This is a genomic window from Rhizobacter sp. P3_C12 (assembly GCF_056402735.1).
This window is the reverse complement of record NZ_JBFUGW010000041.1, coordinates 1-25,663: the sequence shown is the minus strand read 5'-3', so window position 1 is coordinate 25,663 and position 25,663 is coordinate 1. Positions and strand designations below refer to the sequence as shown.

The following is a 25,663-nucleotide window of genomic DNA, read 5'->3' as shown; positions in this document are numbered from 1 at the left end:
TACAATCGCCAGATCCTATCGGACCGAAGCTGCTCTCCGTGCCCCTGAACGCCCCTCCCGCCGATTCTTTTGATGCCGAACGCGTGCTGCAGCTGGCGCGCGAGACCTTCGACATCGAGGCCCGCGCGCTGCTGGCCCTGCACGCGCGCCAGGGCGACAGCTTCGTGCAGGCGGTGCGCGCGATGCTGCAGTGCAACGGCCGGGTGGTCGTGATGGGCATGGGCAAGAGCGGGCACGTGGGCCGCAAGGTCGCGGCCACGCTGGCCTCCACCGGCACGCCCGCGCTCTTCGTGCATCCGGCCGAGGCGAGCCACGGCGACCTGGGCATGGTGACGACCGGCGACGTGGTGCTCGCGATCTCCAATTCGGGCGAGAGCGATGAGCTCGCCGCGATCCTGCCGGCGCTCAAGCGCCTGGGCGTCACGCTGGTCGCGATGACCGGCCGCCCTGATTCCAGCCTGGCCAGCCATGCCGACATCACCATCAGCAGCGCGGTCGACCAGGAGGCCTGCACGCTGAACCTCGCCCCCACCGCGAGCACCATCGCGCAGATGGCGGTCGGCGACGCGCTGGCGGTCGCGCTGCTCGATGCGCGCGGCTTCCGCGAAGAAGACTTCGCCCGCTCGCACCCCGGCGGCAGCCTGGGCCGCAAGCTGCTGACCCATGTGCGCGACGTGATGCGCAGCGGCGACGACGTGCCGCAGGTGCCGCCGGCCACGCCCTTCGTCGACACGATGCGCGAGATGACGCGCAAGGGCCTGGGCGCCACCGCGGTGCTCGGCGAGCGCGGCGAGATCCTCGGCATCTTCACCGACGGCGACCTGCGCCGCCTCGTCGAGCAGGGCCGCGACCTGCGTGCGCTGACCGCGGCCGACGTGATGAGCCCGAGCCCGCGGCGCGTGCGCAGCGATGCGCTCGCGGTCGACGCGGCCGACCTGATGGAGCTGCACCGCATCACCGTGCTGCTCGTCGTCGACGCCGATGACCGGCTGGTCGGCGTCATCAATACCAACGACCTGATGCGCGCAAAGGTGATCTGATGGCCCTGGACGACATCACCCCGGTGCTCGGCTTCCCGCCCGAGCTGATGCTGCGCGCGCAGGACATCCGCGCCGCGATCTTCGACGTCGACGGCGTGCTGACCGACGGCCGCATCTACATCAGCGAGCGCGGCGAGGAGTTCAAGGCCTTCAACACGCTCGACGGCCACGGGCTGAAGCTGCTGGCCCAGGGCGGCATCGCGCCGATCGTCATCACCGGCCGCGATTCGCCGGCGGTGCGCCGCCGCGTCAACGACCTGGGCATCGCGCATGCCGTCTACGGCGTACACGACAAGCTGGCCGCCGCGCAGCACCTGCTGACCACGCTCGGCATCGGCTGGGACGCGGTGGCGGCGATCGGCGACGACTGGCCCGACCTGCCGCTGCTCGCGCGCGCCGCGCTGGCCTGCGCGCCGGTCAACGGCCATGTCGAGGTGCGGGCGATCGCGCACCACGTCACCGCGGCGGCGGGCGGCCACGGCGCCGCACGCGAGTTCTGCGACCTGCTGCTGTCGGCCACCGGCCGCTACGCTGCGCTGCTGCGCGGCCACCTCACCACGCTCGATGGCGGAAGCTGACGCTGCCGCCCAGGCCAGCCGGCCCGGCACGCTGGCACCGGCCATGGCACGCCCGGGCGGCCGGCGCACGCCGCAGCCGCTGCGCTGGCGGCTGGTCGAGCTGCTGTCGTCCTACCTGCCGCTGGTGCTGATGGGCGTGCTCGCGATGGGCACCTGGTGGCTCGTCAAGAACACGCCGCTGTCCGACGACCCGCGCATCGCCGCGCCGCTGCGCCACGTGCCCGACTACGAGATGCGCCACTTCGCGCTGCAGCGCTTCACGCCGCAGGGCCAGCTGCGCGCGCAGATCGAGGGCGACGTGCTGCGCCACTACCCCGACACCGACACCGTCGAGATCGACAACGTGCGGCTGCGTGCCGTCGGCACCGACGGCCGCGTGCTGCACGCCACCGCGCGCCAGGCCATCGCGAACGGCGACGCCACCGAGGTGCAGCTGGTCGGCCAGGCCGAGATCATCCGCGACGGCATCGACGGCGGCCCGCCGATCAGCTTCCGCAGCGAGTTCCTGCAGGCCTTCATCGACACCGAGCGCATCAAGTCGCACCTGCCGGTCACCATGACGCAGGGCGGCACCGAGCTGCGCGCCGACAGCATGGAATACAGCCACCTCGACCGGGTGATCAAGTTCGGCGGACGCATGCGGGCCGTCTTCAGCCCCCGGGAATCCAAATGAGCGGCGATCGCCTCGTCTTCATCACCGGCGCCTCCAGCGGCATCGGCCAGGCGCTTGCATGGCGCTTCCACCAGGCCGGCTACCGGCTGGCGCTGGTCGCGCGGCGCACCGACGAGGTCCGCAAGTGGGCCGACGCGCAACGCCTCGACGCGTCGCGTTTCGCGGTGTACGCCGCCGACGTGCGGGACATCGACGCGATCACCGCGGCCGGGCGGGCCTGCATCGCCGCCCAGGGCCTGCCCGACGTGGTGATCGCGAACGCCGGCATCAGCGTCGGCATCGACACCGCGGTGTTCGACGACCTGGCGGTGATGCGCGCGACCTACGAAACCAACAACCTCGGGATGGCGGCCACCTTCCAGCCGTTCATCACCGCGATGCGGGCGCGGCGCAGCGGTGCGCTGGTCGGCATCGCGAGCGTGGCCGGCATCCGCGGGCTGCCGGGCCACGGCGCGTACTGCTCGAGCAAGGCGGCGGTGATCGCCTACTGCGAGAGCCTGCGCGGCGAACTGCGGCCCGACGGCGTCAAGGTCGTCACGCTGGGCCCGGGCTACATCGACACGCCGCTGACACGCGAGAACCGCTACGGCATGCCGTTCCTGATGCAGCCCGAGGTGTTCGCCGACCGGGCCTTCCGCGCGATCGAGGCCGGCGTCACCTACCGGGTGATCCCGTGGCAGATGGGCGTCGTCGCGAAGCTGCTGCGCGCGCTGCCGAACTGGGTCTACGACCTGGCGCTGGCCGGGCGTCCGCGCAAGAAGCGCCAGGGCGAGTGACGGCGGCGGGCATCGTCGCGGCGGGTTCACCCCGTTCGGCGGGGTCGTGCGTATCAGTCTTCACCTGAACTTTCATGTGAGACGCCCGATGCGCCGCTTTGTGCCTGTGTTGACCCTGTCCCTCGTCGTGAGCACCCTGGCCGCCTGCGGGCGCGGGGCGCCGATGGAGTCCGAGAGTGCCGTGCTGGCGGGGGTCCCGCCGGCGGCGGCGCCCGCGGCCGCGTTCGCCAAGCGGAGCCGCGCTCCCGAGCAGGCGCAGGCCGAGCGGGCCGCCGCCGATACCGCCTCTGAAGCCCGCCGCTACGTGGCCGTGCGCCACACGCTGCAGATCTTCACCGCGGCCGACGGCGTCGAGGTCGCGTGGCGCGATGCCACCGACGCCTGCGCCGCCGCCGGCTGCGAGGTGCTGAACGCCGCGCTCGAGCGCAACGACGAGCGCCGCCCCGCCACCGCGACGCTCGAGGCGCGCGTGCCGCCGCAGCAGCTCGAGGCCTTCCTCGCGCGGATCAGCCGCCTGGGCCGCACCGGCCTGAACGCGCGCACCGCCGAGGACAAGACCGACACCGTGCTCGACACCGAGGCGCGCCTGAAGAACCAGACCGCGTTCCGCGACCACCTGCGCGTGCTGATGGCGACGCCCGGTGCGAAGCTGAAGGACCTGATCGAGGTCGAGCGCGAGCTGGTGCAGGTGCAGAGCGAACTCGACAGCCTGGCGTCGCAGCGCAAGGTGCTGGCCAACGAGACCGAGAAGGTGCACGTGTCGATCAGCTTCCGGGCCCAGCCCTCGGTCATCGAGACCGGCATGTGGCGGCCGGTCACCGATGCGCTGCGCGGCGCCGGCCATGTCATCGCGTCGAGCATCGGGGTGCTGATCACCGCGGTGGTCGGCCTGCTGCCGTGGGGGATCGCGCTGGTGCTGGCGGGCTGGGGCGTGCGCGCCGCGTGGCGCCGCCGCCGGCGCGCCCGCTGAGCGCGGACTGTTGCGGAGGGCGCGCCGCAGTGGCACTCCTATACTGCGCGCCTCCCCTCCGTTGCGATCCTCCCGATGAACCTCTCGTGCTGGCGCCGGTGGGCGCCTGCGGCCTGTGCCTTCGCGCTGCAGGCCTTCACTGCCGAAGCCCCGGCCCAGGACGCCGCCGCGCCGATGCCGCACCCGCGCGCGTCCAGGCTGCTCGCCGACGACCCGCCGCTGGTCATCGACGGCCGCCTCGACGACGCCGGCTGGCGCCATGCCCCGGTGCACGACGCCTTCGTGCAATTTCTGCCGGTCGACCGGCTGCCGGCGCCGCTGCGCACCACGGTGCAGGTGCTGGTCGACGAGCACGCGATCACGTTCGGCATCCGGGCCTGGGACCCGCAGCCCGAGCTGATCCGCGCCCCGCTGCTGCGCCGCGACCAGGTGCGGCGCGACCAGGATTTCGTCGCGGTGATGCTCGACCCGGCCGGCACGCGCCGCTCGGCGCAGTTCGTGCGCGTCAACGCGGCCGGTGTGGTGGCCGACGGCATGTACATCGCCGAGACCGACACCGAGGATTTCGCACCCGATTTCGAGGTGGATGCCGCGGTGCACCGTGAAGTCGACGGCTACAGCGTCGAGATCCGCATGCCGTTGCTCGGGCTGCGCTACCCGTACGAGGGCGGCGCGCCGTGGCGGATGATGGTGGCCCGCAGCGTGCCGCGCGAGGCCAGCATGCTGCTGCTCAGTGCGCCGCTGACCAAGGACGCGCTGAACTTCATCGCCGAACTGCAGCCGGTCGATGGGCTGGAGGACGTGACCGAGCGGGTGCGCGAGCGCTCGTTCCTGACGGTGCGCCCCGAGCTGACGATGCGTTCGACGCGCGGCAGCGAGCCGGCCGACCGCACTTCCGTCGGCGCCGAGATCAAGTGGCGCCCGCGCGCCGACTGGGTGTTCGATGCGACGCTGAACCCCGATTTCTCGCAGGTCGAGCTGGACGTGCCGCAGCTGGCCGGCAACACCCGCTTCGCGTTGAGCGTCGAGGAGAAGCGGCCGTTCTTCCTCGAAAGCACCGATGTGCTGGACCTGCCGCTCGGCTCGTTCTACTCGCGCTCGGTGACCGATCCGCGCTGGGGGCTGCGCGCCACCTGGCGCGGTGCCGAGGCCGACGCGACCGGGCTCAGCCTGAACGACGACGGCGGCGGCCTGGTGCTGCGGCCGGGCGCCTACGGCACCGGCGTCGCGCTGCAGGACCAGCGTTCGCAGGCCACGCTGCTGCGCGGGCGGGTGCACGGCGAGGCGCTGAGCGCGGGCGGGCTGGTCTCGGTGCGCCGCTACGAGGCCGCGCGCGAGAACCGCGTCGCCGGTGTCGACCTGGCGTGGCGCCGCACCCCGGAGGAACAGCTGCGCCTGCGCGCGCTCGGGTCGCAGACGACCGCGCTGTTCGACGCCGACGGTGCGCCATCGGGCGGTGCGCGCGAAGACGGCCGCTACCTGTGGGCTTCATGGGCGCGCCGCGTGCCGGGCTGGAACCTCACGGCCGAAGCCGCCGAGATCAGCCCGCGCTTTCGCAACGACAACGGCTTCGTCGAGCAGGCCGGCGTGCGCTCGCTGCAGGCCGAGGCGATCCGGCGCTTCGGCGAGCTCGCGCTGCCGGGCATCGATTTCTACGAGTTCGAGGCCTACCTGTGGGCGCAGCAGCGCACGGCGCTCGCCGACCCGCGCGAGGGCATTGCCGACGGCGAGCTGGTGTCCCGGCGCATCCACCCCGGGCTGTGGTGGTCGGCGGCGTACAACACCGAGGCGTCGATCGAGTGGCGCGCCCACGCCGAGCGCGTGAAACCGGTGTCGGCCGGCGGGCAGGCGCACCGCACGGACGCGCTGGCGCTGACCTACGGCGTGAACCCGGCGCCGTGGTTCACCCGCTTCACGGCCGAACTGGAATGGGGGCAGCGCATCGATGTCGAGGCCGATCGCGTCGGCCGCGGTGCGGTCTGGCTGCTCGAAGCCAAGCTGCGCGGCAGCCTGCCCAACGGGTGGGGGGTCGAATCGGAGCAGCGCGCCGAGCAGGGCTTCGTGCGCGGGCCCGACGGCCGCCGCGCGCTGACCGACACCGCGCTGCAGTGGCTGGCCGTGCTGCACCTCGATGCACGCGATTCGGTGCGGGCGGTCTGGCAGCGCCATCGCATCGACCGTGTCGCCGACGATGCCGCCGGGCTGGCGGCCGCGCGCGAGCGCGACACCGTGGGGTCGCTGGTGGCCCAGCACCGCATCGGGCTGGGCCGGGTCTTCAGCGTCGGCCTGAGCCGCCAACGCCCGGGCGTGACCGCGCCGAAGGACACCGAGGTCTTCGTGAAGGCCGCCTTCGCGCTGGAGCTCTGACGCGCCGGGCCATGAAAAAAGCGGTGAGCGCTTTCGCACTCACCGCTTTCCGTTCTATCGAGCTGGCTTGATCGCCGGGGCTGATCAGTAGCCGCCGCGGCTACCGCCGCCGCCGCCACCGCCGTAGCTGCCGCCACCGCCGGAGCGGCCACCGCCACCACCGCCGTAGCCGCCACCACCACCGCCGGAGCGGCTGCCGCCACCACCGCCGTAGCCGCCGCCACCGCCGGAGCGGCCACCGCCGCCACCACCACCGCCGTAGCCGCCACCACCGCCGCCGCCGAAGCCACCACCGCCGGAGCGGCCGCCACCGCCGCCGCCGAAGCCGCCCGGACGCTCTTCGCGCGGACGGGCTTCATTGACGACCAGCGCACGGCCGTCGAGGGCCTGGCCGTTCATGCCGTTGATGGCCGATTGCGCTTCGGCATCCGAGCCCATCTCCACGAAGCCGAAGCCCTTGGAGCGGCCGGTGTCACGGTCCATCATCACCTTGGCGGACGAGACAGTGCCGAATTGTGCGAATGCTTGTTGGAGATCGTCGTCGCGAACGCTGTAGGCGAGGTTGCCGACGTAGAGTTTATTGCCCATGGAGAGCGCCTTTCTTTCCTGAAGTCACGAGAACCATGTGGAGCGTGTACCCATCCTGAACCATTCAAGTGAAGGCGCTGCTTCCAGACACAGAATTTTGATTATCGAGTAATTGCGCGAAGCGGTGCAAATTGTGGAAACCCCTTGCAAGCCGAGGGCAACAAAAAGTGTTGTCGTGAACACACGCATAGCCAGTCTTGTGCCCAGCCTGACCGAGCTCGTGGTCGCGCTCGGCCTCGGTCCGCGCCTGGTCGCGCGCACCGGTTTCTGCATCCATCCGGCAGAGGCGGTGCGCGGCGTGCCCAAGGTCGGCGGCACCAAGGCGGTGAACCTCGAGCGGCTGCGGCGCCTCGCGCCCACCCATGTCCTCGTCAACGTGGATGAGAACCGGCACGACATCGTGCCGGCGCTGCACGAGATGGGTGCGCAGGTCATCGTGACGCACCCGTGTGGCCCCGAGGACAACCTCGCGCTGGTCGACCAGGTCGCCGCGGTGTTCGACGACCAGCCCCACGTGCGCGAGCGTGCACGCGCGCTGCGCGAGGCCTTGCAGCACGAGCTAGGGGAAACCCGCGGTGACGAATGTCTGTTGCCTGGCCCGCCCTGTCGCGTGCTGTATCTGATCTGGCATGACCCGTGGATGACGGTCGCGCGCGACACCTACCTGTCGCGCATGCTGGCGCGCATCGGCTGGCACACCGAGCCGGCACTCGACGGCGGCCCGCACGGCGCGGCGCGCTACCCGGTGGTGCGCGGCGACGAGCCCTGGCTCGCGCAGGTGGAGCGGGTGCTGTTGAGTTCCGAGCCGTTCCGGTTCAAGGACCGACACCTGGCGCTGGCGCAGGCGCTGTGCCCGCAGGCGCGCGTGCAGCGGGTCGACGGCGAACTGCTGAGCTGGTACGGGCCGCGCGCGGTGCCGGGGCTGCGCTATCTGCGCGAACTGGGCCGCAGCTGAAGTCAGAATGCCGGATGGACATCTACAAGCCGCTGATCGCCCTGCTCGCCATCGTCAACCCGATCGGCGTGATCCCGTTCTTCATCCACTTCACGGGGGGGTTCACCCGCGAACAGCGCCAGCGCACGATCCGCGTCGCCGCGTTCAGCGCCTTCATCGTGATCGCGGTCAGCGCGGTGGCCGGCCTGCGGATCATCGAGTTCTTCGGCATCTCGCTGGCGTCGTTCCAGGTCGGCGGCGGCACGCTGCTGCTGATCTCGGCGCTGCAGATGCTGAACGCGCAGCCGGCCGAGACGCGGCAGGAGGACGTGACCGAAGGCAACACCAAGGTCGATGCCGGCGACAGCATCGCGGTGGTGCCGCTGACGATCCCGCTGCTGACCGGCCCGGCCACCATCTCGACGATGGTGATCTATGCCGACAAGACGCGGCATTGGTGGGAGATCGCGGTGCTGGTCGGCTACGGCGTGGTGATCGGCATCGCCGTGTGGCTGGCCTTCAGCGCGTCCGGCCGCATCGCGCGGGTGCTGGGCAAGACCGGCATCAACGTGATGACGCGGCTGATGGGCCTGATCCTCGCGGCGCTGGCGGTCGAGGTGATGTCCGACGGGCTGGTGAAGCTGTTCCCGATCCTCGCCAGCAGCATCCACTGAGCCGACTTCACCGCGACTTCATGGCGCCTTCAACGGCGCTGGCCACAGTGCGGCGCTTCAACTCCTGGAGCCCGCATGAAGCCCCACCCGCTGTTCGTCAAGGCGGCCGCCATCGGCGCGATCGCCGTCCTGTTGTCCCTGGCCCTCAGCCGCATCGGCGCCCTGGTCGATGAACGCCAGAGCCGCTTCGCCGAGGCCGAACAGAGCGTCGAGCAGAGCCAGGCCGGCAGGCAGGCCCTGCTCGGGCCGCTGCTGCGCACGCACTGTACCGAATCGTGGGACGTGATGTACGGCCGGGGCGCGACCGCCCGCAGCGGCGTCGAGACGCGCGAGTTCATCGTCACCAGCGTGCCGGCCCGGCTCGACGTGACCGCCACCGCGACGATGGAGCCGCGCTGGCGCGGCCTGTTCAAGGTCAACACCTACGGCCTGCACGCCGAGATGGAGGCCGCCTGGGCGCCGGTGCGGCCGCCGCTGCGGCATGCGAATGGGCGGCTGCAGTGCGAGCCGCCGGTGTTGCAGGTCGAGGTGAGCGACCCGCGCGGCATCCGGCGCGCCGACGTGCGCGTCGGCAGCGACCTGCTGGTGGTGCAGCCCGGCACCGGCGACGAGAAGCGCCCGCAAGGCTTCCAGGCGCAGCTGCCCGACGGCTGGCTGCGCGCCGGCGTGCCGCCGCCGGTGAAAGTGTCGCTCGACCTGACCGGCACCAGCGAGTTCGGCCTGGTGCCGGTGGGGCGCGAGAACCACGTGACGCTGTCGGGCAACTGGCCGCACCCGTCGTTCGGCGGCCGCTTCCTGCCGACGCGGCGCGAGGTGCGCTCGAACGGCTTCGACGCCACCTGGGAGGTGTCCGCGCTCGCCACCGGCGCGGCGACCGACCTGTCGGGCGAGGTCGTGGTGGCGACCGCGGTGCCGCTGACGGCGGCGGCCGTCGCCGGGTCGCCCGACGAGGTCCGCGGGGCTCGCCCGCCCGAGGCCTTCGGCGTGGCCTTCATCGACCCGGTCAACCCCTACACGCTGAGCGACCGGGCGATCAAGTACGGCCTGCTCTTCATCGGCCTCACCTTCGTCGCGGTCGCGATGGTCGAGCTGCTGCTGCGCCGCCGGGTGCACCCGGTGCAGTACCTGCTGGTGGGCTGCGCGATCAGCGTGTTCTTCCTGCTGCTGCTGAGCCTGTCGGAGCACTTCCCGTTCGCCGTGTCGTATGCGGCGGCGGCCGCCGCCTGCGTCGCGCTGCTCGCCTACTACGGACGCCACGTGCTGGGCGGCTGGCGTGAAGGGCTCGCCTTCGGTGCCGGCATCGCCGGGCTCTACGGCGCGCTGTACACGCTGTTGCAGATGGAGCAGACGGCCCTCGTGATCGGCTCGCTGCTGCTGTTCGCGGTGCTTGCCGCGGTGATGGTCGCGACGCGCCGCTTCGACTGGTACGGCGTCACGGCGCCACGCTGAGGCCGTCCGGGCGGCGGGTACCATGCCGCTCCATGAATGTGCTCAGCTTCGACAGCTTCGGTGCGCCGGATGTATTGCGCTATCGCCCGCATCCCGACCCGGCGCCGGGGCTGGCCCAGGCCCTGGTGCGCACCCGGGCCATCGGGCTGAACTTCGCCGACGTCTACCGGCGCAAGGGCACCTACCACCTGGCCGGCTCGCCGCCGTACATCGCCGGCTATGAAGGCGCCGGCGAGATCGTCGCGGCGCCGGCCGGCAGCGGCTTCGCGCCCGGCGACCGCGTCGGCTTCGCCGACATGCCGTTCGCCAACGCCGAGCTGGTGGCGGTCGACCTCGCGAAGCTGATCCCGCTGCCCGACGACATCGGCTTCGACACCGCGGCGGCCGTGCTGCTGCAAGGGCTCACCGCGCAGTACCTGGTGCGCGACAGCCATGCGCTGACATCCGGCGAGCGCGTGCTGGTGCATGCCGCGGCCGGCGGCGTCGGCGGGCTGCTGGTGCAGCTGTGCAAGGCGCTCGGTGCCCGCGTGATCGGCCTCACCTCCAGCGAGGCCAAGGCCGCGCAGGCGCGCGAGGCCGGCGCCGATGCGGTCGAGCTGTATTCGCAGGATTGGCTCGCCGCGGTGCAGGCCTTCGCGCCGGGCGGCGTCGACGTGGTCTACGACTCGGTCGGGTCCACGCTCGCGCAGAGCCTGGCCGGGGCGCGCACCGGCGGCCACGTCGTCTTCTACGGCATGGCCGGCGGCGACCCGGCACCGGTCGACCCGCGCCTGCTGATGGACACCTCCAAATCCCTCACCGGCGGCGACCTGTGGAACGTGCTGACCAGCGCCGACGAGCGCCGCAGCCGCGCCGGCGAGCTGTTCGGCTGGGTGCGCAGCGGCCGGCTGCGCGTGCCGGTCGACTCGCGCTTCGCGCTGGCCGACGGCGCGCAGGCGCATGCCCGGCTCGAGAGCCGCGCGTCGACCGGCAAGGTCCTGCTGATTCCCTGAGCCGCCACCCGATGCGCGAGATCACCTACGACTACATCGTCTGCGGCGCCGGCACGGCCGGCTGCCTGCTGGCCAACCGGCTGAGTGCCGACCCGAGCAAGAGCGTGCTGCTGATCGAGGCCGGCGGCAACGACGACTACCTGTGGATCCACATCCCGGTCGGCTACCTGTACTGCATCGGCAACCCGCGCACCGACTGGCTGTACCACACCGACGAAGACCCGGGCCTGAACGGCCGTTCGCTGCGCTACCCGCGCGGCAAGGTGCTGGGCGGCAGCTCCAGCATCAACGGCATGATCTACATGCGCGGCCAGGCCCGCGACTACGATCACTGGGGTGCGCTCGGCAACCCCGGCTGGAGCTGGAGCGAGTGCCTGCCGTTCTTCAAGCAGCACGAGGATTTCCACAAGGGCGCCGACGAATTCCATGCCGCACCCGGTTTCGACCGCAGCGGCCAGCGGGCCGGCGGCGAATGGCGCGTCGAGAAGCAGCGCCTGCGCTGGGAGATCCTCGACGCGTTCGCGCAGGCGGCGCAGCAGGCCGGCATCCCGCACAGCAATGACTTCAACCGCGGCGACAACGAAGGCGTCGGCTATTTCGACGTCAACCAGCGCAGCGGCATCCGCTGGAATGCGGCCAAGGCCTTCCTGCGGCCAGTGCTGCGCCGGCCGAACCTGCAGGTGTGGACCGGCGCACAGATCGCCCGCCTGCTGATCGAGCCCGGGCCGAGCGACGGTTCGTGGGACGGCGTGCCGGAGGCGAACGGCGTCGAGGTGATCCCGCAGGGCGGCGGCGAGCGCGTGCGGGCCCGCGCGGCGCGCGAGGTGATCCTGTGCACCGGCGCGGTCGGCACGCCGCAGCTGCTGCAGTTGTCGGGGATCGGCCCGCGCGCGCTGCTGCAACAGCACGGCCTGATGGTGATGCGCGATGCGCCCGGCGTCGGCGGCAACCTGCAGGATCACCTGCAGATCCGCGCCGTCTACGAGGTCGACGGCGTGCGCACGCTGAACGCGATGGCGAACTCGCTGTGGGGCAAGGCGATGATCGGCGCCGAGTACCTGCTGCGCCGCAGCGGCCCGATGAGCATGGCGCCGTCGCAGCTCGGCGCGTTCACGCGCAGCGATGCGGCGCAGCCCCATGCCAACCTGCAGTACCACGTGCAGCCGCTGTCGCTCGATGCATTCGGCCAGCCGCTGCACCGCTTCAACGCGTTCACCGCGAGCGTCTGCAACCTGAACCCGACGAGCCGCGGCCGCATCGACATCCGCAGCGGCGACGCCGCGGTGGCCCCGTCGATCCGGGCCAACTACCTGAGCACCGACGAAGACCGCCGCGTCGCGGCCGGCTCGCTGCGCGTCACGCGCCGCATCGTCGCGCAGCCGGCGCTCGCGCCCTACCACCCGAAGGAGATCAGGCCGGGCCTGCAGTTCGAGAGCGATGACGAACTCGCGCGGCTGGCCGGCGACATCGGCACCACCATCTTCCACCCGGTCGGCACCGCGAAGATGGGGCCGGCGAGCGACCCCGCCGCGGTCGTCGATGCACAGTTGCGCGTGCATGGCGTCAAGCGGCTGCGCATCGCCGATGCCAGCGTGATGCCCACCATCACCAGCGGCAACACCAACTCGCCGACGCTGATGATCGCCGAGCGCGCCGCCCACTGGATCCGCGAGGAAGCGAACCGCACGTGACGCTCGCCCTCGCCATCAATGCCTGCGTCAACCTGATCGTCGGCTGGGCGCTGCTGCTCGCCTGGCGCAGCGACCGGGCGCAGCTGTTCTCGCGCGACCTCGGCTGGGCGTTCGCGAGCCAGGCGATGATTCCCGCCGCCTACCTGATGCAGGCGCAGAACGACGGTGTCGTCGGCGCGCTGGGCACGGTCGTGATCGTCGGCGTGTCGGCGCTGTACCTGTCGCTGCTGCTGGTCGGCAGCGCCCGCCTGGCCGGCCGCGCGCCGAGCCGCGCCGAGGCCTTCGCGCTCGGCGCGGTGCTGCTGCTGGTGGCGGCGCTGCTGGTGCCGCTGAACGTGCAGGCGGCGCAGGCGGTGAGTGCGAGCCTGCACGTCGCCGCCGGCCTGGTGGCCACCGTCTGGCTGTGGCGGCATGGCGGTTCAGAGCGCCTGGCCGGGCTGCTGCTGATGCTGCTGGGCATCAACCAGTTCACCTTCGTGTTCTTCGGCCCGGCCGGCATCACGCTGCAGGCCACGGTGGCGGCGATGCTGCGGCTGACGCTCGGCCTCGCGCTGCTGCACGCCGCGGTGCGCCGCTCGAATGAAGAATCGCGCCGGCTGCGCGACCGCTTCCTGCAGCTCACCGAGCATTCGCACCAGGGCGTCGCGGTGGTGCGCGGCGAAGACCTGCTGTACGCCAACCCGGCGCTGCTGAAGATCTACGGCCTGAATGCGCTGACCGAGGTGCTGACGCTGTGGCGCGAGGCGACGATGCCGCCCGAGGAGCGCGAGCAGGCGCGCGACCGCCACCGCAAGATCATCGCCGGCGAACTGCGCCAAGCCAGCTGGCAGGGCATGCGCTACCGCTTCGACGGCACGCCGATCCAGCTGCGCTTCAGCGCCTGGCGCATCGACTGGGACGGCCGCCCGGCCGAGCAGGTGGTGGTGACCGACGAGACCGCGCAGCACGACGCGGCGCAGGCCATGCTGTACCAGGCGACGCACGACGAGCTGACTGGCCTGCCGAACCGCGTCGCGCTGCTGCAGCGGCTGCGCGACCTGTGCGGCGCGGAGCTGCCGACGCCGTTCGCGCTGGTGCTGATGGACGTCGACCGCTTCAAGCTCTTCAACGAGGCGCACGGCCCGTCGATCGGCGATGCGGTGCTGCGCTCGCTGGCGACCGCGTTGCACAAGGCCCTGGCGGGGCGCGCCGAGGTGATGCGCCTGGGCGAGGACGAGTTCGCGCTGCTCGCGCCGGGCAGCGAGAGCGACCGCACCGCGCAGAACGTCGCGCAGGCGGTGCGGCAGCTGCTGATGCAACCACTCGCGCTGCCGCAGCACGAGTTCTTCCTCGACGTGTCGATGGGCATGGCGACCTACCCGGCCACCGCGCGCGAGCCCGAGGCGCTGCTGCGCGCGGCCAATGCGGCGATGCACGAGGCCAAGCGCACGCCGGGCACCTCGGTGCAGTTCGCCGAAGAGCGCTTCGAGCGCGGCTCGGGCGCATCGCTCGATGCCGAGCAGGCGCTGCGGGCGGGCATGAAGAACGACGAGTTCTGCCTGGTCTACCAGCCGAAGGTGGATGCGCAGAACAAGACGCTGGTCGGCTTCGAGGCGCTGGTGCGCTGGGACCGGCCGGGGCTCGGGCGCATCAGCCCGATGGAGTTCATCCCGGCGGCCGAGCGCACCGGGCTGATCGGGCCGCTCGGCAACCTGATCCTGACGCAGGCCTGCCAGCAGATCTCGGAGTGGCGCGGCGCCTTCGGCAAGACGGTGCCGGTGGCGGTGAACGTGTCGCCGCTGCAGCTGCTCGACCCGGGCTTCCCGGAGCTGGTGCTGCGCACGCTGCGGCACTTCGACGTGCCGCCGGCGCTGCTGACGCTCGAGATCACCGAGAGCGCGGCAGTGACCTACATGGAGCAGGCGCGCGAGCAGATCCGGCAGATGCGGGCGCACGGCGTCGAAGTGGCGCTGGACGACTTCGGCACCGGCTTCTCGTCGCTGAACATGCTGCGCAGCCTGCCGCTGCGCACCGTGAAGATCGACCGCAGCCTGATCGACCCGATGCCGGCGCCGGACGCGACCGCGGTGGTCAAGGCGATCTGCGACCTGGCGTCGGCACTGCGCCTGGACGTGGTGGCCGAAGGCGTCGAGACGCGCGAGCACGCGCGCGCCGCGACGGCCGCCGGTTGCGACGTGCTGCAGGGCTACCTGTACGCGCGGCCGCTGTCGCCGGAAGAGGCTGCGCGCTGGCTCGCGGAGATGCGCAGCCCGGATGCCAATCCGGGGACCCCGCTTACGCCACCCTGAGACCCCGGGTCAGAGCTTGTACTCGAGCGACACCGCCACCGTGCGCGGCGAGCCGTAGATCGCGCCGTAGGCCAGCCCGGTGACGTACTTCTTGTCGAACACGTTGTTGAGGCTCAGCCGCACGGTGGCGGCGGGGGTCAGCTCATACGCGGCGAAGGCGTTGGCCACCAGGAAGGCCCCCTGCTTCGCGCTGCCGTTCTTGCTCACGTCCGATTGCCAGCGGCCGCCGGCGCCCACGCGCAGGGCCGGCAGCGCCGACACGCGGTTGTCGATGCGGAAGTTGACGGTGTTGCGCGGCACCCATTCGTAGATGTCGTTGCCGTCCGGGCCGGTCAGGATCAGGCGGGTGTAGCCGAAGGTCAGCCGGGTGTTGCGGGCGACGCGGCCGGTGGCTTCGAACTCGAAGCCCTTCGACTTCACGTCCTTGCCCTCGTACCAGGACTGGTTGTAGCGCGGGTCGTCGGTGGGCACGTCGGTGATGGCTCCGGCGTAGGTCGCCAGGCCGTTCTGCTTCGCGGTGAACACGGCGAAGGTCGTCAACAGCGCCTTGTCGAGCCACTCGGCCTTCACGCCGAGCTCGGTGTTGACGCCCTTCATCGGGTCCAGGTACTTGCCGTCGTGGTCGGTCTGGTCCTGGTTCTGGAAGATGTCCGAGTACGACACGTAGCCGAGCACGTCGGGCGTGAAGTCGTAGGTGAGGCCGACGTAGGGGCTGGTCTCCTTCGTGACGGGGTAGTCGGTGTTGGTCGCAGTGCTGCCGTAGATCGAGGCCCCCTCGCGCGCGAGGCGCACCGCGTTCACGCCGATGACGCCCTTCAGCGAATCGGTCAGCGCGATGTGCGAGGCCGCGTACAGGCGGGTCAGCGTCTGCTCGCCGCGCGTGCTGGGCAGGCGCGGGCCCCAGTCCGGTTCGGCATACACGTCGCCGCCATACGGGAAGGCCGGCAGCGGGTCGGCCGCGTGGGTCAGCGCCTGGTAGCTGTCGACGGCGGTCTTCTCCCGCGACTGGCTCAGGCCGACCAGCAGGCTGTGCTGGCGCCCGAACGCGGAGAACTCGCCGTTGAGGTTGACGTCCAGCACCTGGTTGTCCGAGCTGCCTTCGCTGCGGTAGGGCCAGCCCACCAGGCCGGTGTTGTCCGGGTTCAGCACGCCGCTCAGCGAGTACGCATACAGCAGGCGCGTCGATTCGTTGCCGTGGCGGTAGTTGTAGGTCGCCTTGGCTTCCCAGTCCGGGGTCAGGTGGTGGGCGTACTCGACGAAGGCGTTGTACGACTTGTTGTTCCAGTAGGTCCACTTCTGCGAGGTGGACGAGCCGACGTCGACATCGGCCTGGGTGCCGTCGGAGCGCAACAGCGTCAGCGAGCCCCACATCGGTGAGTCCTGCTTCGCGTCGACCGCGGTGACGCCCAGCGTCAGGATGCCGTCGGTGCCGATCTGGCCGTCGACCACGCCGTAAAGGGAGGTGCGCTCGTTGTGGAGGTCGCGGATCCAGGAGTTCTTGTCCTCGTGGGCCACCACGAAGCGGCCGGCCCAGGAGCCGTCTTCGGCCAGCACCTTGTTGTAGTCGAGCGCCACGCGCTTGAGGCCGTAGGAGCCGAGCGTCACGTTGGCCTCGCCGCCGTCCTCGTTCTTCGGGCGCTTGCGCACGTAGTTGATCGTGCCCGACGCGTTGCCCACGCCGGTGAGCAGCCCGTTGGCGCCGCGGATCAACTCGATGCGCTCGAACAGGAAGGTGTCCTCGCGGCCGACCACGGTGCCCCAGGAGTTGGTCATGCCCAGGCCGTCGACCTGCGTCAGCTGGATCTCGAAGCCGCGCGCATTGAAGGTCGCCCGGTTGGTCTCGTACTGCTCGACGTTGATGCCGGTGGCCAGGCCCAGCGCTTCATTGCTGCCGGTCAGGCCGAAATCGGCCATCTCGCCCTGATCGATGGTGCTGATGGTCTGCGGCGTTTCCTTCACGTCCATCGGCAGGCCGGTGGCGCCCTTGGAGACGCGGTGCACGCGCTTGCCGGTCACCGAGACCTTGTCGAGCGCGGCTTCGGGCGGCTTGGTTTCTTCGGGCCTGGCGTCTTGCGCACGGGCATCGCCCAGCGCCACGCAGGCGGCGATGGCGCAGGCCGTCATCAGGAAGGGGTGGTTCACGGGTACTTCTCCAAATGCGATGTCGAGGTCGAGATGCGCTGGACGCCGCGTCTTGTCGGGCAGGGCTGCGCCACGCGGGCCGATGCCGGACGCGTGCTGTCGTGGTGGCGGTGGGTTGGGTTTGCCCGCACCCATCCCGCAATGGGGATGGCGGTTTGCCGGCGCTCCTGGCGGGCAAGTCTACAGGCTAATGAGAATTGTTCTCAACAAAGCGCCTTGAAACGCAGTCGATTGTCTTGTCGGCGCGACGCCGGCTCAATGCCGATCAATCTGCTGGCGGCCGCACCAGCAGCACCGGCACCGGCGAGCTGCGCAGGATCTGCTCGGCGTCGCTGCCCAGCACCCAGCGGCCGATGCCGCGGCGGCCGTGCGTGCCGACCACGACCAGGTCGGCCGGCCAGCGGCCGATCTCGTCGACCACCACGTCGGCCAGCCGGCGCTGCATCGTCTCGAACAGCGCGACCTCGGCCGCGACGCCGGCCGCCGCTGCGCGCGCCTGGCCCTGGGCCAGCACCTCGTTGCCGGCGCTCTTCAGCACGCCGGCCACATCGCCCGCGTAGCCGCCGAAGCCGGTCGCGAAGCTCAACTCGTCGACCATGTGGATCAGGCGCAGCGTCGCGCCGGTCAGCTTCGCGAGGCGGATCGCTTCGTCGAGGCCGCGGTTGGAGGTGTCGCTGCCGTCGATGGGGACGAGGATGTGTTGGTACATGCGCCACATCTTGCACCAGCGCCGATACCTGAGCCGCGCACGCAAGTTCATGCGGCCTGCTGACCCTCACGATCCCGCGCCAGCTCGGCGGCCTCGGCGCCGACTGGCCCACCTCCTACGGCGTGCTGCGCCAGCTCGCGCAGGTCGACAGCGCCCTCGCCCGCTCACGTGTGATCATCGCGAGGCGAACGACGGGCCGGCAGCGACCGTCGCGGCGGTGATCTCTTTCAGCCGGGTCGCCCCGGTTTGACGCATGATGGTCTCGAACTCGCGCTGCAGGATGCCGAGCACGGCCGCGACGCCCGGTTCGCCGAAGGCCGCGAGCCCCCAGCAGTAGGGGCGCCCGATGCCGACCGCCGTCGCGCCCAGTGCCAATGCCTTGTAGGCGTCGGTGCCGCGGCGGACTCCGCCGTCGACCAGCACCGGGATCTTGCCGGCGACCGCCTTGACGACTTCGGGCAGCGCGCCGATCGTCGACTGGAAGCTCTCTTCCGCGCGGCCGCCATGGTTGGACACGATGATGCCGTCGACGCCGGCCCGCACCGCGCGAGCAGCGTCCTCACCGGTCATGATGCCCTTCAGGACGACCTTCGCCTTGGTCGCGGCACGCAGCTTGGCGACGAAGTCCCAGGTCATGCCTGTCCCGTACAGGTTGGTCACGTGCGACACGTCGATGTCGTTGAACGCGGGCTTGCGCGAGACCTCGTTCTTGAAGCCGCCGGCATGGCAGGCGACGCACTGCCGGTCGTCCTGCCTGCGCGCACGGAACAGCGTCTCGGTGTTGCGCCCGCCCTGCCGGTCCACCGTCAGCACGATGGCGGTCGCCCCGGCCTCTTCGGCACGCTTGACGAGCGCCCGGGTCACGTCCCAGTCGTCGGTGGGGTAGAGCTGGAACCAGATCGGGGCGCCGTGCGCCTTGGCCACGTCGGCGGCCGACGAATTGCTGGAGGTCGACAGAACCATCAGCTGCTTCCTCGCGCCCGCCGCGCGTGCGACCGGGATCTCGGCTTCGGGGTGGAATGCACCCTGGCTGCTCACCGGCGACAGAAAGATCGGGCTGGCGTACTCGGCGCCGAACAGGCGGATCCGCGTGTCGATCTTGCGCGCGTCGACCAGCCGCCGCACCTTGATGCGGAGCTTGTCGTAGTCGTCATGATTCGCGCGCAGCGTGGCGTCGTCATCGACGCCGGTGGCCATGTAGCCCCAGTGCGCAGGAGCGCCCTGGGCCTGCAGCGCCTTTCGAGCCGCCGGCTCGAAGTCCATCACGTTGAGCGCGTCTTCGGGTGCTTCGATGATGTCGCCGACCTTGCGTGTCTGGCCGCGCAGCACGTCATAGCTCTGCGCCGACGCCGCATCGGTCAGCGTCGCCGCCAGGGCGGCGATCACGCCCGGGGCTGCGGAGCCGGCCAGCAAGGGACTGCCCGCCAGGAACTGCAGCAAGCGGCGGCGAGCCCGCGCGCGATCGGCGAGAGCAAGGTTGGTGCGTGAGACGTTCAAGGGTGCTTCCTCATTCATGCATGCGGCATCGGATGGTCGGGGACCACGTGAACATGAGTATCCGAAATTTCTGAAGCCTCTGTTCGAAGAGCTTGAACCGAGCTCTTCCGCCCGCTTCATCGCAAACTGCAGATCGAGCCGCGTTTTCCTTCGTTCGCCGCGCGATGTCCGCCCTCGACACTGCGGCCCACGATGTCCCAGGTTTTCCCGTTGTCCCGCCATGCCGACGTGCATGAGCGAATCGCTGCCGCCACCGCCACGCTCGTCCAGCAGCTCGCCGCCACCGCGGTCGAACGCGACCAGGCCGGCGGCCATGCCGCCACCGAGCGCGAACACATCCGCGCGAGCGGCCTGCTGACCCTCACGATCCCGCGCGAGCTCGGCGGCCTCGGCGCCGACTGGCCCACCTTCTACGCCGTGCTGCGCCAGCTCGCGCAGGTCGACAGCGCCCTCGCCCACCTGTTCGGCTTCCACCACCTGCAGCTCGCCGGCGTGCTGCTGTACGGCAGCGCCGACCAGCAGCGCACGCTGTTGCGCCGGACCGTCGACGAACACCTCTTCTGGGGCAATGCGCTGAACCCACTCGACAAGCGCACGCTCGCCCGCGAGGTCGACGGCGGCTTCGTGATCGACGGCCTCAAGAGCTTCGCGTCGGGCTCGGTCGGTTCCGACCAGCTGACGATCTCTGCCTGGCACGAGCCGACGCAGACGGCGCTGATCGCCGCCGTGCCGACGCGGCGCGAAGGCGTCAGCGTGCAGGCCGACTGGGATGCCTTCGGCCAGCGCCAGACCGACAGCGGCAACGTCGCGTTCCACCAGGTGCGGATCTCGCACGACGAGGTGCTGCAGGCGCCCGGCGTCGTGCCCACCGCGCGCGCCACGCTGCGCTCGCAGGTGGCGCAGCTGATCATGGCGAACCTGTACCTCGGCATCGGCCTCGGCGCGTTCGACGAGGCCCGCCGCTACACCCGCGAATCGAGCAAGCCCTGGTTCGCTGCCGGTGTCGCGCAGGCCATCGACGACCCGTTCATCCAGCACCGCTACGGCGAGCTGTGGCTGCTGCTGCGCCCCGCGATCGCGCTGGCCGATGAAGCAAGCAAGCGGCTCGACCAGGCGCTGCGCCAGGGCCCGGCGCTGACCCCCGCCGAGCGCGGCGAGGTCGCGATCGCGGTCGCCGAGGCGAAGGCCCTGTCGCACCGCGCCGGCCTCGAGGTCAGCTCGCAGCTGTTCGAGCTGACCGGCGCGCGCTCCACCTCGCAGCGCTTCGGGCTCGACCGCTTCTGGCGCAACGCCCGCGTGCACACGCTGCACGACCCGATCGACTACAAGCTGCGCGACATCGGCCGCTACGTGCTGAACGGGCAGATCCCCGAGCCGACCGCCTACTCGTGATTCCCTCATGAGCAACATCCAGAACCTCGACCCCGGCCTGCCGCCGCCGCTGATCCGCCTAGACGGCTTGAGCAAGAGCTTCGCGCTGCCCAACGGCACCCGCTTCGATGCGGTGAAGAACGTCTCGCTGCAGGTCCGCCAGGGCGACATCTTCGGGCTGGTCGGCAAGAGCGGTGCAGGCAAGTCGACGCTGCTGCGGCTGATCAACCTGCTGGAGCGGCCCGACCACGGCAGCGTCACGGTCGACGGCCGCGAGCTGACGGCGCTCGGCAAGCGCGAGTTGCGCGAGGCGCGCCAGGGCATCGGCATGATCTTCCAGCAGTTCAACCTGCTGCAGAACGCGAGCGTGTTCGACAACGTCGCGTTCCCGCTGCGCATCCACGGCCGCTGGCGCGCCGCCGAGATCGAGCAGCGCGTGCACGATTGCCTGGCGCTGGTGGGCCTGGACGAGAAGGTCGACGTGCACCCGGCGCAGCTGTCGGGCGGCCAGAAGCAGCGCGTCGCGATCGCCCGCGCGCTGGCCTCGCGACCCTCGGTGCTGCTGTGCGACGAGCCGACTTCGGCCCTCGACGCCGAGACCACGCAATCGCTGCTGGCCACGCTGCGCGACATCAACGCCCGCCTCGGCGTGACCATCGTGATCGTCACGCACGAGCTGGCGGTGGTGCACACGCTGTGCCGCCACGTCGCGGTGATCGAGGACGGCGCGGTGGCCGAGCAGTTCGCGCTCGCCGAGACCGGCGCCGCGCGCAAGACCGCGCTCGGCCGTGCGCTCGCACGCCTGGTCGCCGCGCCGCCGCAAGAGGAGGCCGCGTATGCCTGAGAACATCGTCGCCATCCTTCCCGAGCTGGGCACCGCGCTCGGCCAGACGCTGCTGATGCTCGCCATCGGCCTGTCGGCCGCGGTGCTGCTCGGCGGGCCGCTCGGCATCTGGCTGTTCCTGCTCGGCCCCGGCCAGTCGCTCGCGAATCGCCCGCTGTTCGCCGTCGTCAGCTGGGCGGTGAACACCGTGCGCTCGTTCCCGTTCATCATCCTGCTGGTCGCGCTGGTGCCCTTCACCCGCGTGATCGCCGGCAGCTCGATCGGGCCGGTGGCCGCCGCGGTGCCGCTGTCGTTCGCGGCGATCCCGTACTTCGCGCGCCTGGTCGAGCAGAACCTGCGCGACGTGCCGCGCGGCGTGATCGAGGCGGCGCACGCGATGGGCGCCTCCGAGCTGCAGGTCATCTGGCGCGTGCTGATCGTCGAGGCGCGCTCGGGCCTGGTGCTCGCGCTGACCGTGCTCGCGATCAGCTTCCTGTCGTACTCGGCGGTGGCCGGCGTGGTCGGCGGCGGCGGCATCGGCGACCTCGCGATCCGCTACGGCTACTACCGCTTCCAGACCGACGTGATGGTGCTCACCGTCGCGATCCTGATCGTGCTGGTGCAGGCGATCCAGCTGGTGGGCAACACCCTCGCGCGGCGGCTGGACAAGCGCTGAGTTTCATTTCCCAAGGAGTACCCCTCATGTCCCTCGCCTTCCTCGCGCGACGCACGCTGCTCGCCGTCGCCCTCTCCGCCGTCGCGCTGGCCGCGGCCGCCCAGCAGAAGAAGGAGCTCGTGTTCGGCGCCACCGCCGGCCCGTACGCCGACCAGATCAAGCTCGGCATCAAGCCGCTGCTCGAGAAGAAGGGCTACACCGTGAAGGTCGTCGAGTTCAACGACTACATCCAGCCGAACCACGCGCTGGCCCAGGGCGCGCTCGACGCGAACGCGTTCCAGCACATCGTCTACCTGACGAAGTTCGCGACCGAGAACAAGCTCGCGATCAGCGAGCTGCTGAAGGTGCCGACCGCGCCCATTGCCATCTACAGCCGCAAGCACAAGACGCTGGACGTGAAGGAAGGCGCCGTCGTCGCGCTGCCGAACGACCCGACCAACGCGGCGCGCGCGCTGGTGGTGCTGCAGGAGATCGGCTGGGTCAGGCTGCGCGAGGGCACCGACCCGATCCGCGCCTCGGAGAAGGACGTGGCCGTCAACCTCAAGAAGATCAAGCTGGTGCCGATCGAGGCCGCGCAGCTGCCGCGCTCGCTGGACGACACCGACTACTCGTTCGTCAACGGCAACTTCGCGCTCGCGTCGGGCCTGAAGCTGACCGAGGCGCTCGCGCTCGAGAAGACCGGCCCGACCTACCAGAACGTCGTCGCGGTGCGCACCGCGGACAAGGACACCCCGTGGGTGCGCGACATCGCCGAGGCCTACCGCTCGAAGGAATTCCTGGCCATCACCGAGACGAAGTTCGCGGGTTTCGTGAAGACGGACTACCAGCAGGCGCTCGCAAGCAAGTGATCCGTTTCAACGCCTTCCAGATGAACACGGTCGGGCACCAGTCGCCCGGGCTGTGGACGCATCCGCGCGACCGCTCGCACCGCTACACCGACCCGGACCATTGGGTCGAGCTCGCGCAGCTGCTCGAGCGCGGCCGCTTCGACGGCGTGTTCCTGGCCGACGTGCTGGGCGTCTACGACGTGTACCAGGGCGCCGCCGATGCGGCGCTGCGCCACGGCGTGCAGGTGCCGCTGAACGACCCGCTCGCGCTGGTGCCGCTGATGGCGCAGGCGACGCAGCACCTCGGCTTCGGCGTGACCTGCGCCCTGACCTGCGAGCACCCCTACCCGTTCGCGCGCCGCATCAGCACGCTCGACCACCTGACGCGTGGGCGCATCGGCTGGAACATCGTCACCGGCTACCTCGACAGCGCCGCGCGCAACCTGGGCCTGCCGCAGCAGCCGGCGCACGACGACCGCTACGACGTGGCCGACGAGTACCTGGAGGTCGTCTACAAGCTGTGGGAACACAGCTGGCAGGACGATGCCGTCGTGCGCGACAAGGCGCGCGGCGTCTTCACCGACCCGGCGCGCGTGCACCCGATCCGCCACCGCGGCGAGCACTACCAGGTGCCGGGCATCCACCTGTGCGAGCCGTCGCCGCAGCGCACGCCGGTGCTGTACCAGGCCGGCAGCTCGCCGCGCGGCAAGGCCTTCGCGGCGCGCCATGCCGAGTGCGTGTTCGTCAGCGGGCCGAGCGTCACGGTGGTGCGCAAGTACGTCGACGGCATCCGCGCCGCGCTGGTGGCGCAGGGCCGCCCGGCCAACGACGTGCTGATCTATGCGCAGGCGCTGATCGTCACCGGCGAGAACGAGGCCGCCGCGAAGGCGAAGCACGCCGGGTACCGCGAGCACATCGACCTCGAGGCCTCGCTCGCGCTGCTGTCGGGCTGGACCGGCGTCGACTTCAACCGCTTCGCGCCCGGCGCGACGGTCGAGTACATCGACACCGAGGCCGGCCGCAGCGCGCTCGCGTCGTTCAACCAGGCCGACCCGACGCGCGTCTGGACGGTGCAGGAGGCGGCGCAGTTCATCGGCCTCGGCGGCCGCGGGCCGGTGATCGTCGGCGATGCGGTGCAGGTGGCCGACGAGCTGGAGCGCTGGGTCGAGGCGACCGGCGTCGACGGCTTCAACCTCGCGTACGCGGTGGCGCATGAATCGATGCGCGATGTCGTCGAGCACGTGGTGCCGGAGCTGCAGAAGCGCGGCCGCTACCGCCGCGAGTACGCCGGCGGCACGCTGCGCGAGCAGCTGTTCGGCCGCGGCCCGCGGCTCGGTGCCGACCACATCGCGAAGCGGCTGCGGCTGGATGCCGTGCATGCCGCCGCCTGACCCCCCTCTTCCGAACGTCTTCCCTGAAAGTTGCCGATGAAACGCCGTACCGTCCTGCAAGCCGCCGCTGCTGCCCTGGCCGTTCCCGCGCTGGCGCGTGCCGCCGACGCGAAGGAACTGCGCCTCGACTACGCCTACTACTCGCCGTCCAGCCTGGTGCTGCGCCGCTTCGGCTGGCTCGAAGAGGAGTTCAAGCGCGATGGCGTCAACGTCAAGTGGGTGCTGAGCGCCGGCAGCAACCGCGCGCTCGAGTACCTGAACAGCAACAGCATCGACATCGGCTCGAGCGCCGGCCTCGCCGCGCTGCTCGCGAAGGCGAACGGCAACCCGATCCGCACGCCCTACATCTTCTCGCGCCCGGAATGGACCGCGCTGGTCGTGCCGAAGGGCTCGCCGATCAAATCGCTGGCCGACCTGAAAGGCCGGAAGGTCGCGGCGACCAAGGGCACCGACCCGTACCTGTTCCTGCTGCGCGCGCTGCACAGCGTGGGGCTGAAGCGCAGCGACATCGAGCACGTCGCGCTGCAGCATGCCGATGGCCGCAGCGCGCTCGAGCAGGGCCGCGTCGACGCCTGGGCCGGGCTGGATCCGCTGATGGCGGCCAGTGAACTGGATGCAGGATCGACGCTGCTGTACCGCAACGTCGCGTTCAACACCTACGGCTTCCTGAACGTGCGCGAGGACGTGCTCGCGCAACGCCCGAACGACGTGAAGCGCGTGATCGCGGCCTACGAACGCGCTCGCTTGTGGATCCTCGCGAACCAGAGCGAGGCCGCGAAGATCCTGTCCGAAGAGGCCAAGGTCAGCCTGCAGGTCGCGCTGCTGCAGATCAAGCTGCGCACCGACCTGAGCAACCCGCAGCCGTCGGCCGAGCATGTGAAGGCGCTGCAGGCCGCGGCGCCGATCCTGCTCGACGAGCAGCTGGTCAAGCCGGGCATCGACCTCACGCGCACGATCACTGAGCTGGTCGACACCCGCTTCGCGACCGGCGTGATCCAGCGTGCCGCCTGAACTGACGCTGACGGCTGCGCCCGCCCCGTCGGCGGTGCGACGCCCGCTCAGCAAGCGCCGCTGGCGCCTGCCGGTCGGCCTCGTGCTGCCGGCCGTGGTGCTGGGCGCGATCGAGCTGGCGGCCTGGCTCGGCTGGTCCGGCAGCCGCGCGCTGCCGCCGCCCAGCGAGGTGCTGCGCACGCTGATCGGCCTGGGC

22 protein-coding genes and 1 pseudogene are annotated in these 25,663 nt (G+C 70.9%); 19 read left to right on the top strand and 4 right to left on the bottom strand.

Features of this window, described 5'->3' with window-relative positions; genetic code table 11:
* Positions 1-29 precede the first annotated feature (29 nt).
* From AC1DXV_RS09465 to AC1DXV_RS09440, 6 genes are all read left to right on the top strand, one after another.
* Complete coding sequence (locus AC1DXV_RS09465; RefSeq protein ID WP_477867936.1) at positions 30-1,040, top strand: KpsF/GutQ family sugar-phosphate isomerase; 1,011 nt, start codon at positions 30-32, stop codon at positions 1,038-1,040.
* Complete coding sequence (locus AC1DXV_RS09460) at positions 1,040-1,618, top strand: KdsC family phosphatase (RefSeq protein WP_477933331.1); 579 nt, start codon at positions 1,040-1,042, stop codon at positions 1,616-1,618. Before AC1DXV_RS09465 ends, AC1DXV_RS09460 begins: the two co-directional genes overlap by 1 nt.
* Positions 1,605-2,291, top strand: a complete 687-nt coding sequence (gene lptC, locus AC1DXV_RS09455; RefSeq protein ID WP_477933329.1) for an LPS export ABC transporter periplasmic protein LptC — start codon at positions 1,605-1,607, stop codon at positions 2,289-2,291. Before AC1DXV_RS09460 ends, lptC begins: the two co-directional genes overlap by 14 nt.
* Positions 2,288-3,067, top strand: coding sequence for an SDR family oxidoreductase (locus AC1DXV_RS09450; protein ID WP_477869593.1), 780 nt, complete (start codon positions 2,288-2,290; stop codon positions 3,065-3,067). Before lptC ends, AC1DXV_RS09450 begins: the two co-directional genes overlap by 4 nt.
* A gap of 127 nt (positions 3,068-3,194) precedes the next feature.
* On the top strand, positions 3,195-4,037 hold the full coding sequence (locus AC1DXV_RS09445) for a DUF4349 domain-containing protein (protein ID WP_477869595.1): 843 nt from the start codon (positions 3,195-3,197) through the stop codon (positions 4,035-4,037).
* 75 nt (positions 4,038-4,112) lie between these two features.
* Positions 4,113-6,404: a carbohydrate binding family 9 domain-containing protein gene (locus AC1DXV_RS09440; RefSeq protein WP_477869597.1), complete on the top strand. Its 2,292-nt coding sequence runs from the start codon at positions 4,113-4,115 to the stop codon at positions 6,402-6,404.
* 84 nt (positions 6,405-6,488) lie between these two features.
* Here the strand turns inward: AC1DXV_RS09440 and rbp are convergent, their stop codons facing one another.
* A complete protein-coding gene (gene rbp / locus AC1DXV_RS09435) occupies positions 6,489-6,992 on the bottom strand; it encodes an RNA-binding regulator (protein WP_477933327.1) in 504 nt (167 codons plus the stop codon).
* 175 nt (positions 6,993-7,167) lie between these two features.
* Here rbp and AC1DXV_RS09430 point away from each other — a divergent pair, with 175 nt between their 5' ends.
* The 6 genes from AC1DXV_RS09430 to AC1DXV_RS09405 all read left to right on the top strand — a co-directional run bounded on the left by AC1DXV_RS09430 (position 7,168) and on the right by AC1DXV_RS09405 (position 15,020).
* Positions 7,168-7,947 carry a helical backbone metal receptor gene (locus AC1DXV_RS09430; protein ID WP_477872122.1) on the top strand — a complete coding sequence of 260 codons (780 nt, stop codon included), beginning with the start codon at positions 7,168-7,170 and terminating at the stop codon, positions 7,945-7,947.
* 14 nt (positions 7,948-7,961) lie between these two features.
* Complete coding sequence (locus tag AC1DXV_RS09425; protein WP_047503815.1) at positions 7,962-8,600, top strand: MarC family protein; 639 nt, start codon at positions 7,962-7,964, stop codon at positions 8,598-8,600.
* A 75-nt stretch (positions 8,601-8,675) separates the two neighbouring features.
* The gene (gene creD, locus AC1DXV_RS09420) at positions 8,676-10,049 is read left to right on the top strand and encodes a cell envelope integrity protein CreD (protein ID WP_477933325.1); all 1,374 of its coding nucleotides are present in this window, start codon (positions 8,676-8,678) and stop codon (positions 10,047-10,049) included.
* A 32-nt stretch (positions 10,050-10,081) separates the two neighbouring features.
* A complete protein-coding gene (locus AC1DXV_RS09415) occupies positions 10,082-11,041 on the top strand; it encodes a quinone oxidoreductase family protein (RefSeq protein ID WP_477871489.1) in 960 nt (319 codons plus the stop codon).
* 11 nt (positions 11,042-11,052) lie between these two features.
* The gene (locus tag AC1DXV_RS09410; protein ID WP_477871487.1) at positions 11,053-12,732 is read left to right on the top strand and encodes a GMC family oxidoreductase; all 1,680 of its coding nucleotides are present in this window, start codon (positions 11,053-11,055) and stop codon (positions 12,730-12,732) included.
* On the top strand, positions 12,729-15,020 hold the full coding sequence (locus tag AC1DXV_RS09405) for a putative bifunctional diguanylate cyclase/phosphodiesterase (RefSeq protein ID WP_477933323.1): 2,292 nt from the start codon (positions 12,729-12,731) through the stop codon (positions 15,018-15,020). The genes AC1DXV_RS09410 and AC1DXV_RS09405 overlap by 4 nt, the downstream gene beginning before the upstream one ends.
* A 9-nt stretch (positions 15,021-15,029) precedes the next feature.
* On the opposite strand, the gene AC1DXV_RS09400 is transcribed toward AC1DXV_RS09405, so the two are convergent.
* The 3 genes from AC1DXV_RS09400 to AC1DXV_RS09390 form a co-directional block, all read right to left on the bottom strand.
* Positions 15,030-17,162, bottom strand: a complete 2,133-nt coding sequence (locus AC1DXV_RS09400) for a TonB-dependent siderophore receptor (protein WP_477864835.1) — start codon at positions 17,160-17,162, stop codon at positions 15,030-15,032.
* 265 nt (positions 17,163-17,427) lie between these two features.
* Entirely contained in the window at positions 17,428-17,871 is a 444-nt protein-coding gene (locus AC1DXV_RS09395; protein WP_477864836.1) for a universal stress protein, read from the bottom strand.
* 174 nt (positions 17,872-18,045) lie between these two features.
* Positions 18,046-19,683 carry an alpha-hydroxy acid oxidase gene (locus AC1DXV_RS09390; RefSeq protein WP_477933321.1) on the bottom strand — a complete coding sequence of 546 codons (1,638 nt, stop codon included), beginning with the start codon at positions 19,681-19,683 and terminating at the stop codon, positions 18,046-18,048.
* Between AC1DXV_RS09390 and AC1DXV_RS09385 the strand changes: the two genes are divergently transcribed.
* The 7 genes and pseudogenes from AC1DXV_RS09385 to AC1DXV_RS09355 all read left to right on the top strand — a co-directional run.
* Positions 19,597-20,760, top strand: coding sequence for an acyl-CoA dehydrogenase family protein (locus AC1DXV_RS09385; RefSeq protein ID WP_477933319.1), 1,164 nt, complete (start codon positions 19,597-19,599; stop codon positions 20,758-20,760). The genes AC1DXV_RS09390 and AC1DXV_RS09385 overlap by 87 nt on opposite strands.
* A 7-nt stretch (positions 20,761-20,767) precedes the next feature.
* A complete protein-coding gene (locus tag AC1DXV_RS09380) occupies positions 20,768-21,583 on the top strand; it encodes a methionine ABC transporter ATP-binding protein (protein WP_477864839.1) in 816 nt (271 codons plus the stop codon).
* On the top strand, positions 21,576-22,238 hold the full coding sequence (locus AC1DXV_RS09375) for a methionine ABC transporter permease (RefSeq protein WP_477864840.1): 663 nt from the start codon (positions 21,576-21,578) through the stop codon (positions 22,236-22,238). Before AC1DXV_RS09380 ends, AC1DXV_RS09375 begins: the two co-directional genes overlap by 8 nt.
* Before the next feature lie 26 nt (positions 22,239-22,264).
* The gene (locus AC1DXV_RS09370) at positions 22,265-23,086 is read left to right on the top strand and encodes a MetQ/NlpA family ABC transporter substrate-binding protein (RefSeq protein ID WP_477864841.1); all 822 of its coding nucleotides are present in this window, start codon (positions 22,265-22,267) and stop codon (positions 23,084-23,086) included.
* Complete coding sequence (locus AC1DXV_RS09365) at positions 23,083-24,456, top strand: LLM class flavin-dependent oxidoreductase (RefSeq protein WP_477864842.1); 1,374 nt, start codon at positions 23,083-23,085, stop codon at positions 24,454-24,456. Before AC1DXV_RS09370 ends, AC1DXV_RS09365 begins: the two co-directional genes overlap by 4 nt.
* A gap of 36 nt (positions 24,457-24,492) precedes the next feature.
* Positions 24,493-25,467: an aliphatic sulfonate ABC transporter substrate-binding protein gene (locus tag AC1DXV_RS09360; RefSeq protein WP_477864843.1), complete on the top strand. Its 975-nt coding sequence runs from the start codon at positions 24,493-24,495 to the stop codon at positions 25,465-25,467.
* Positions 25,457-25,663, top strand: a pseudogene (locus tag AC1DXV_RS09355) (ABC transporter permease); the annotation flags it as partial. The gene AC1DXV_RS09360 and the pseudogene AC1DXV_RS09355, both read left to right, overlap by 11 nt.

Excerpts from the sequence above, each read along its gene's own strand:
- AC1DXV_RS09395 (WP_477864836.1), bottom strand. The coding sequence starts at position 17,871 with ATGTACCAACACATCCTCGTCCCCATCGACGGCAGCGACACCTCCAAC.
- AC1DXV_RS09375 (WP_477864840.1), top strand. The coding sequence starts at position 21,576 with ATGCCTGAGAACATCGTCGCCATCCTTCCCGAGCTGGGCACCGCGCTC.
- lptC (WP_477933329.1), top strand. The coding sequence starts at position 1,605 with ATGGCGGAAGCTGACGCTGCCGCCCAGGCCAGCCGGCCCGGCACGCTG.
- AC1DXV_RS09425 (WP_047503815.1), top strand. The coding sequence starts at position 7,962 with ATGGACATCTACAAGCCGCTGATCGCCCTGCTCGCCATCGTCAACCCG.
- rbp (WP_477933327.1), bottom strand. The coding sequence starts at position 6,992 with ATGGGCAATAAACTCTACGTCGGCAACCTCGCCTACAGCGTTCGCGAC.
- creD (WP_477933325.1), top strand. The coding sequence starts at position 8,676 with ATGAAGCCCCACCCGCTGTTCGTCAAGGCGGCCGCCATCGGCGCGATC.
- AC1DXV_RS09410 (WP_477871487.1), top strand. The coding sequence starts at position 11,053 with ATGCGCGAGATCACCTACGACTACATCGTCTGCGGCGCCGGCACGGCC.
- AC1DXV_RS09360 (WP_477864843.1), top strand. The coding sequence starts at position 24,493 with ATGAAACGCCGTACCGTCCTGCAAGCCGCCGCTGCTGCCCTGGCCGTT.
- AC1DXV_RS09440 (WP_477869597.1), top strand. The coding sequence starts at position 4,113 with ATGAACCTCTCGTGCTGGCGCCGGTGGGCGCCTGCGGCCTGTGCCTTC.
- AC1DXV_RS09415 (WP_477871489.1), top strand. The coding sequence starts at position 10,082 with ATGAATGTGCTCAGCTTCGACAGCTTCGGTGCGCCGGATGTATTGCGC.
- AC1DXV_RS09380 (WP_477864839.1), top strand. The coding sequence starts at position 20,768 with ATGAGCAACATCCAGAACCTCGACCCCGGCCTGCCGCCGCCGCTGATC.
- AC1DXV_RS09460 (WP_477933331.1), top strand. The coding sequence starts at position 1,040 with ATGGCCCTGGACGACATCACCCCGGTGCTCGGCTTCCCGCCCGAGCTG.
- AC1DXV_RS09390 (WP_477933321.1), bottom strand. The coding sequence starts at position 19,683 with ATGGCCGCCGGCCTGGTCGCGTTCGACCGCGGTGGCGGCGAGCTGCTG.
- AC1DXV_RS09450 (WP_477869593.1), top strand. The coding sequence starts at position 2,288 with ATGAGCGGCGATCGCCTCGTCTTCATCACCGGCGCCTCCAGCGGCATC.
- AC1DXV_RS09370 (WP_477864841.1), top strand. The coding sequence starts at position 22,265 with ATGTCCCTCGCCTTCCTCGCGCGACGCACGCTGCTCGCCGTCGCCCTC.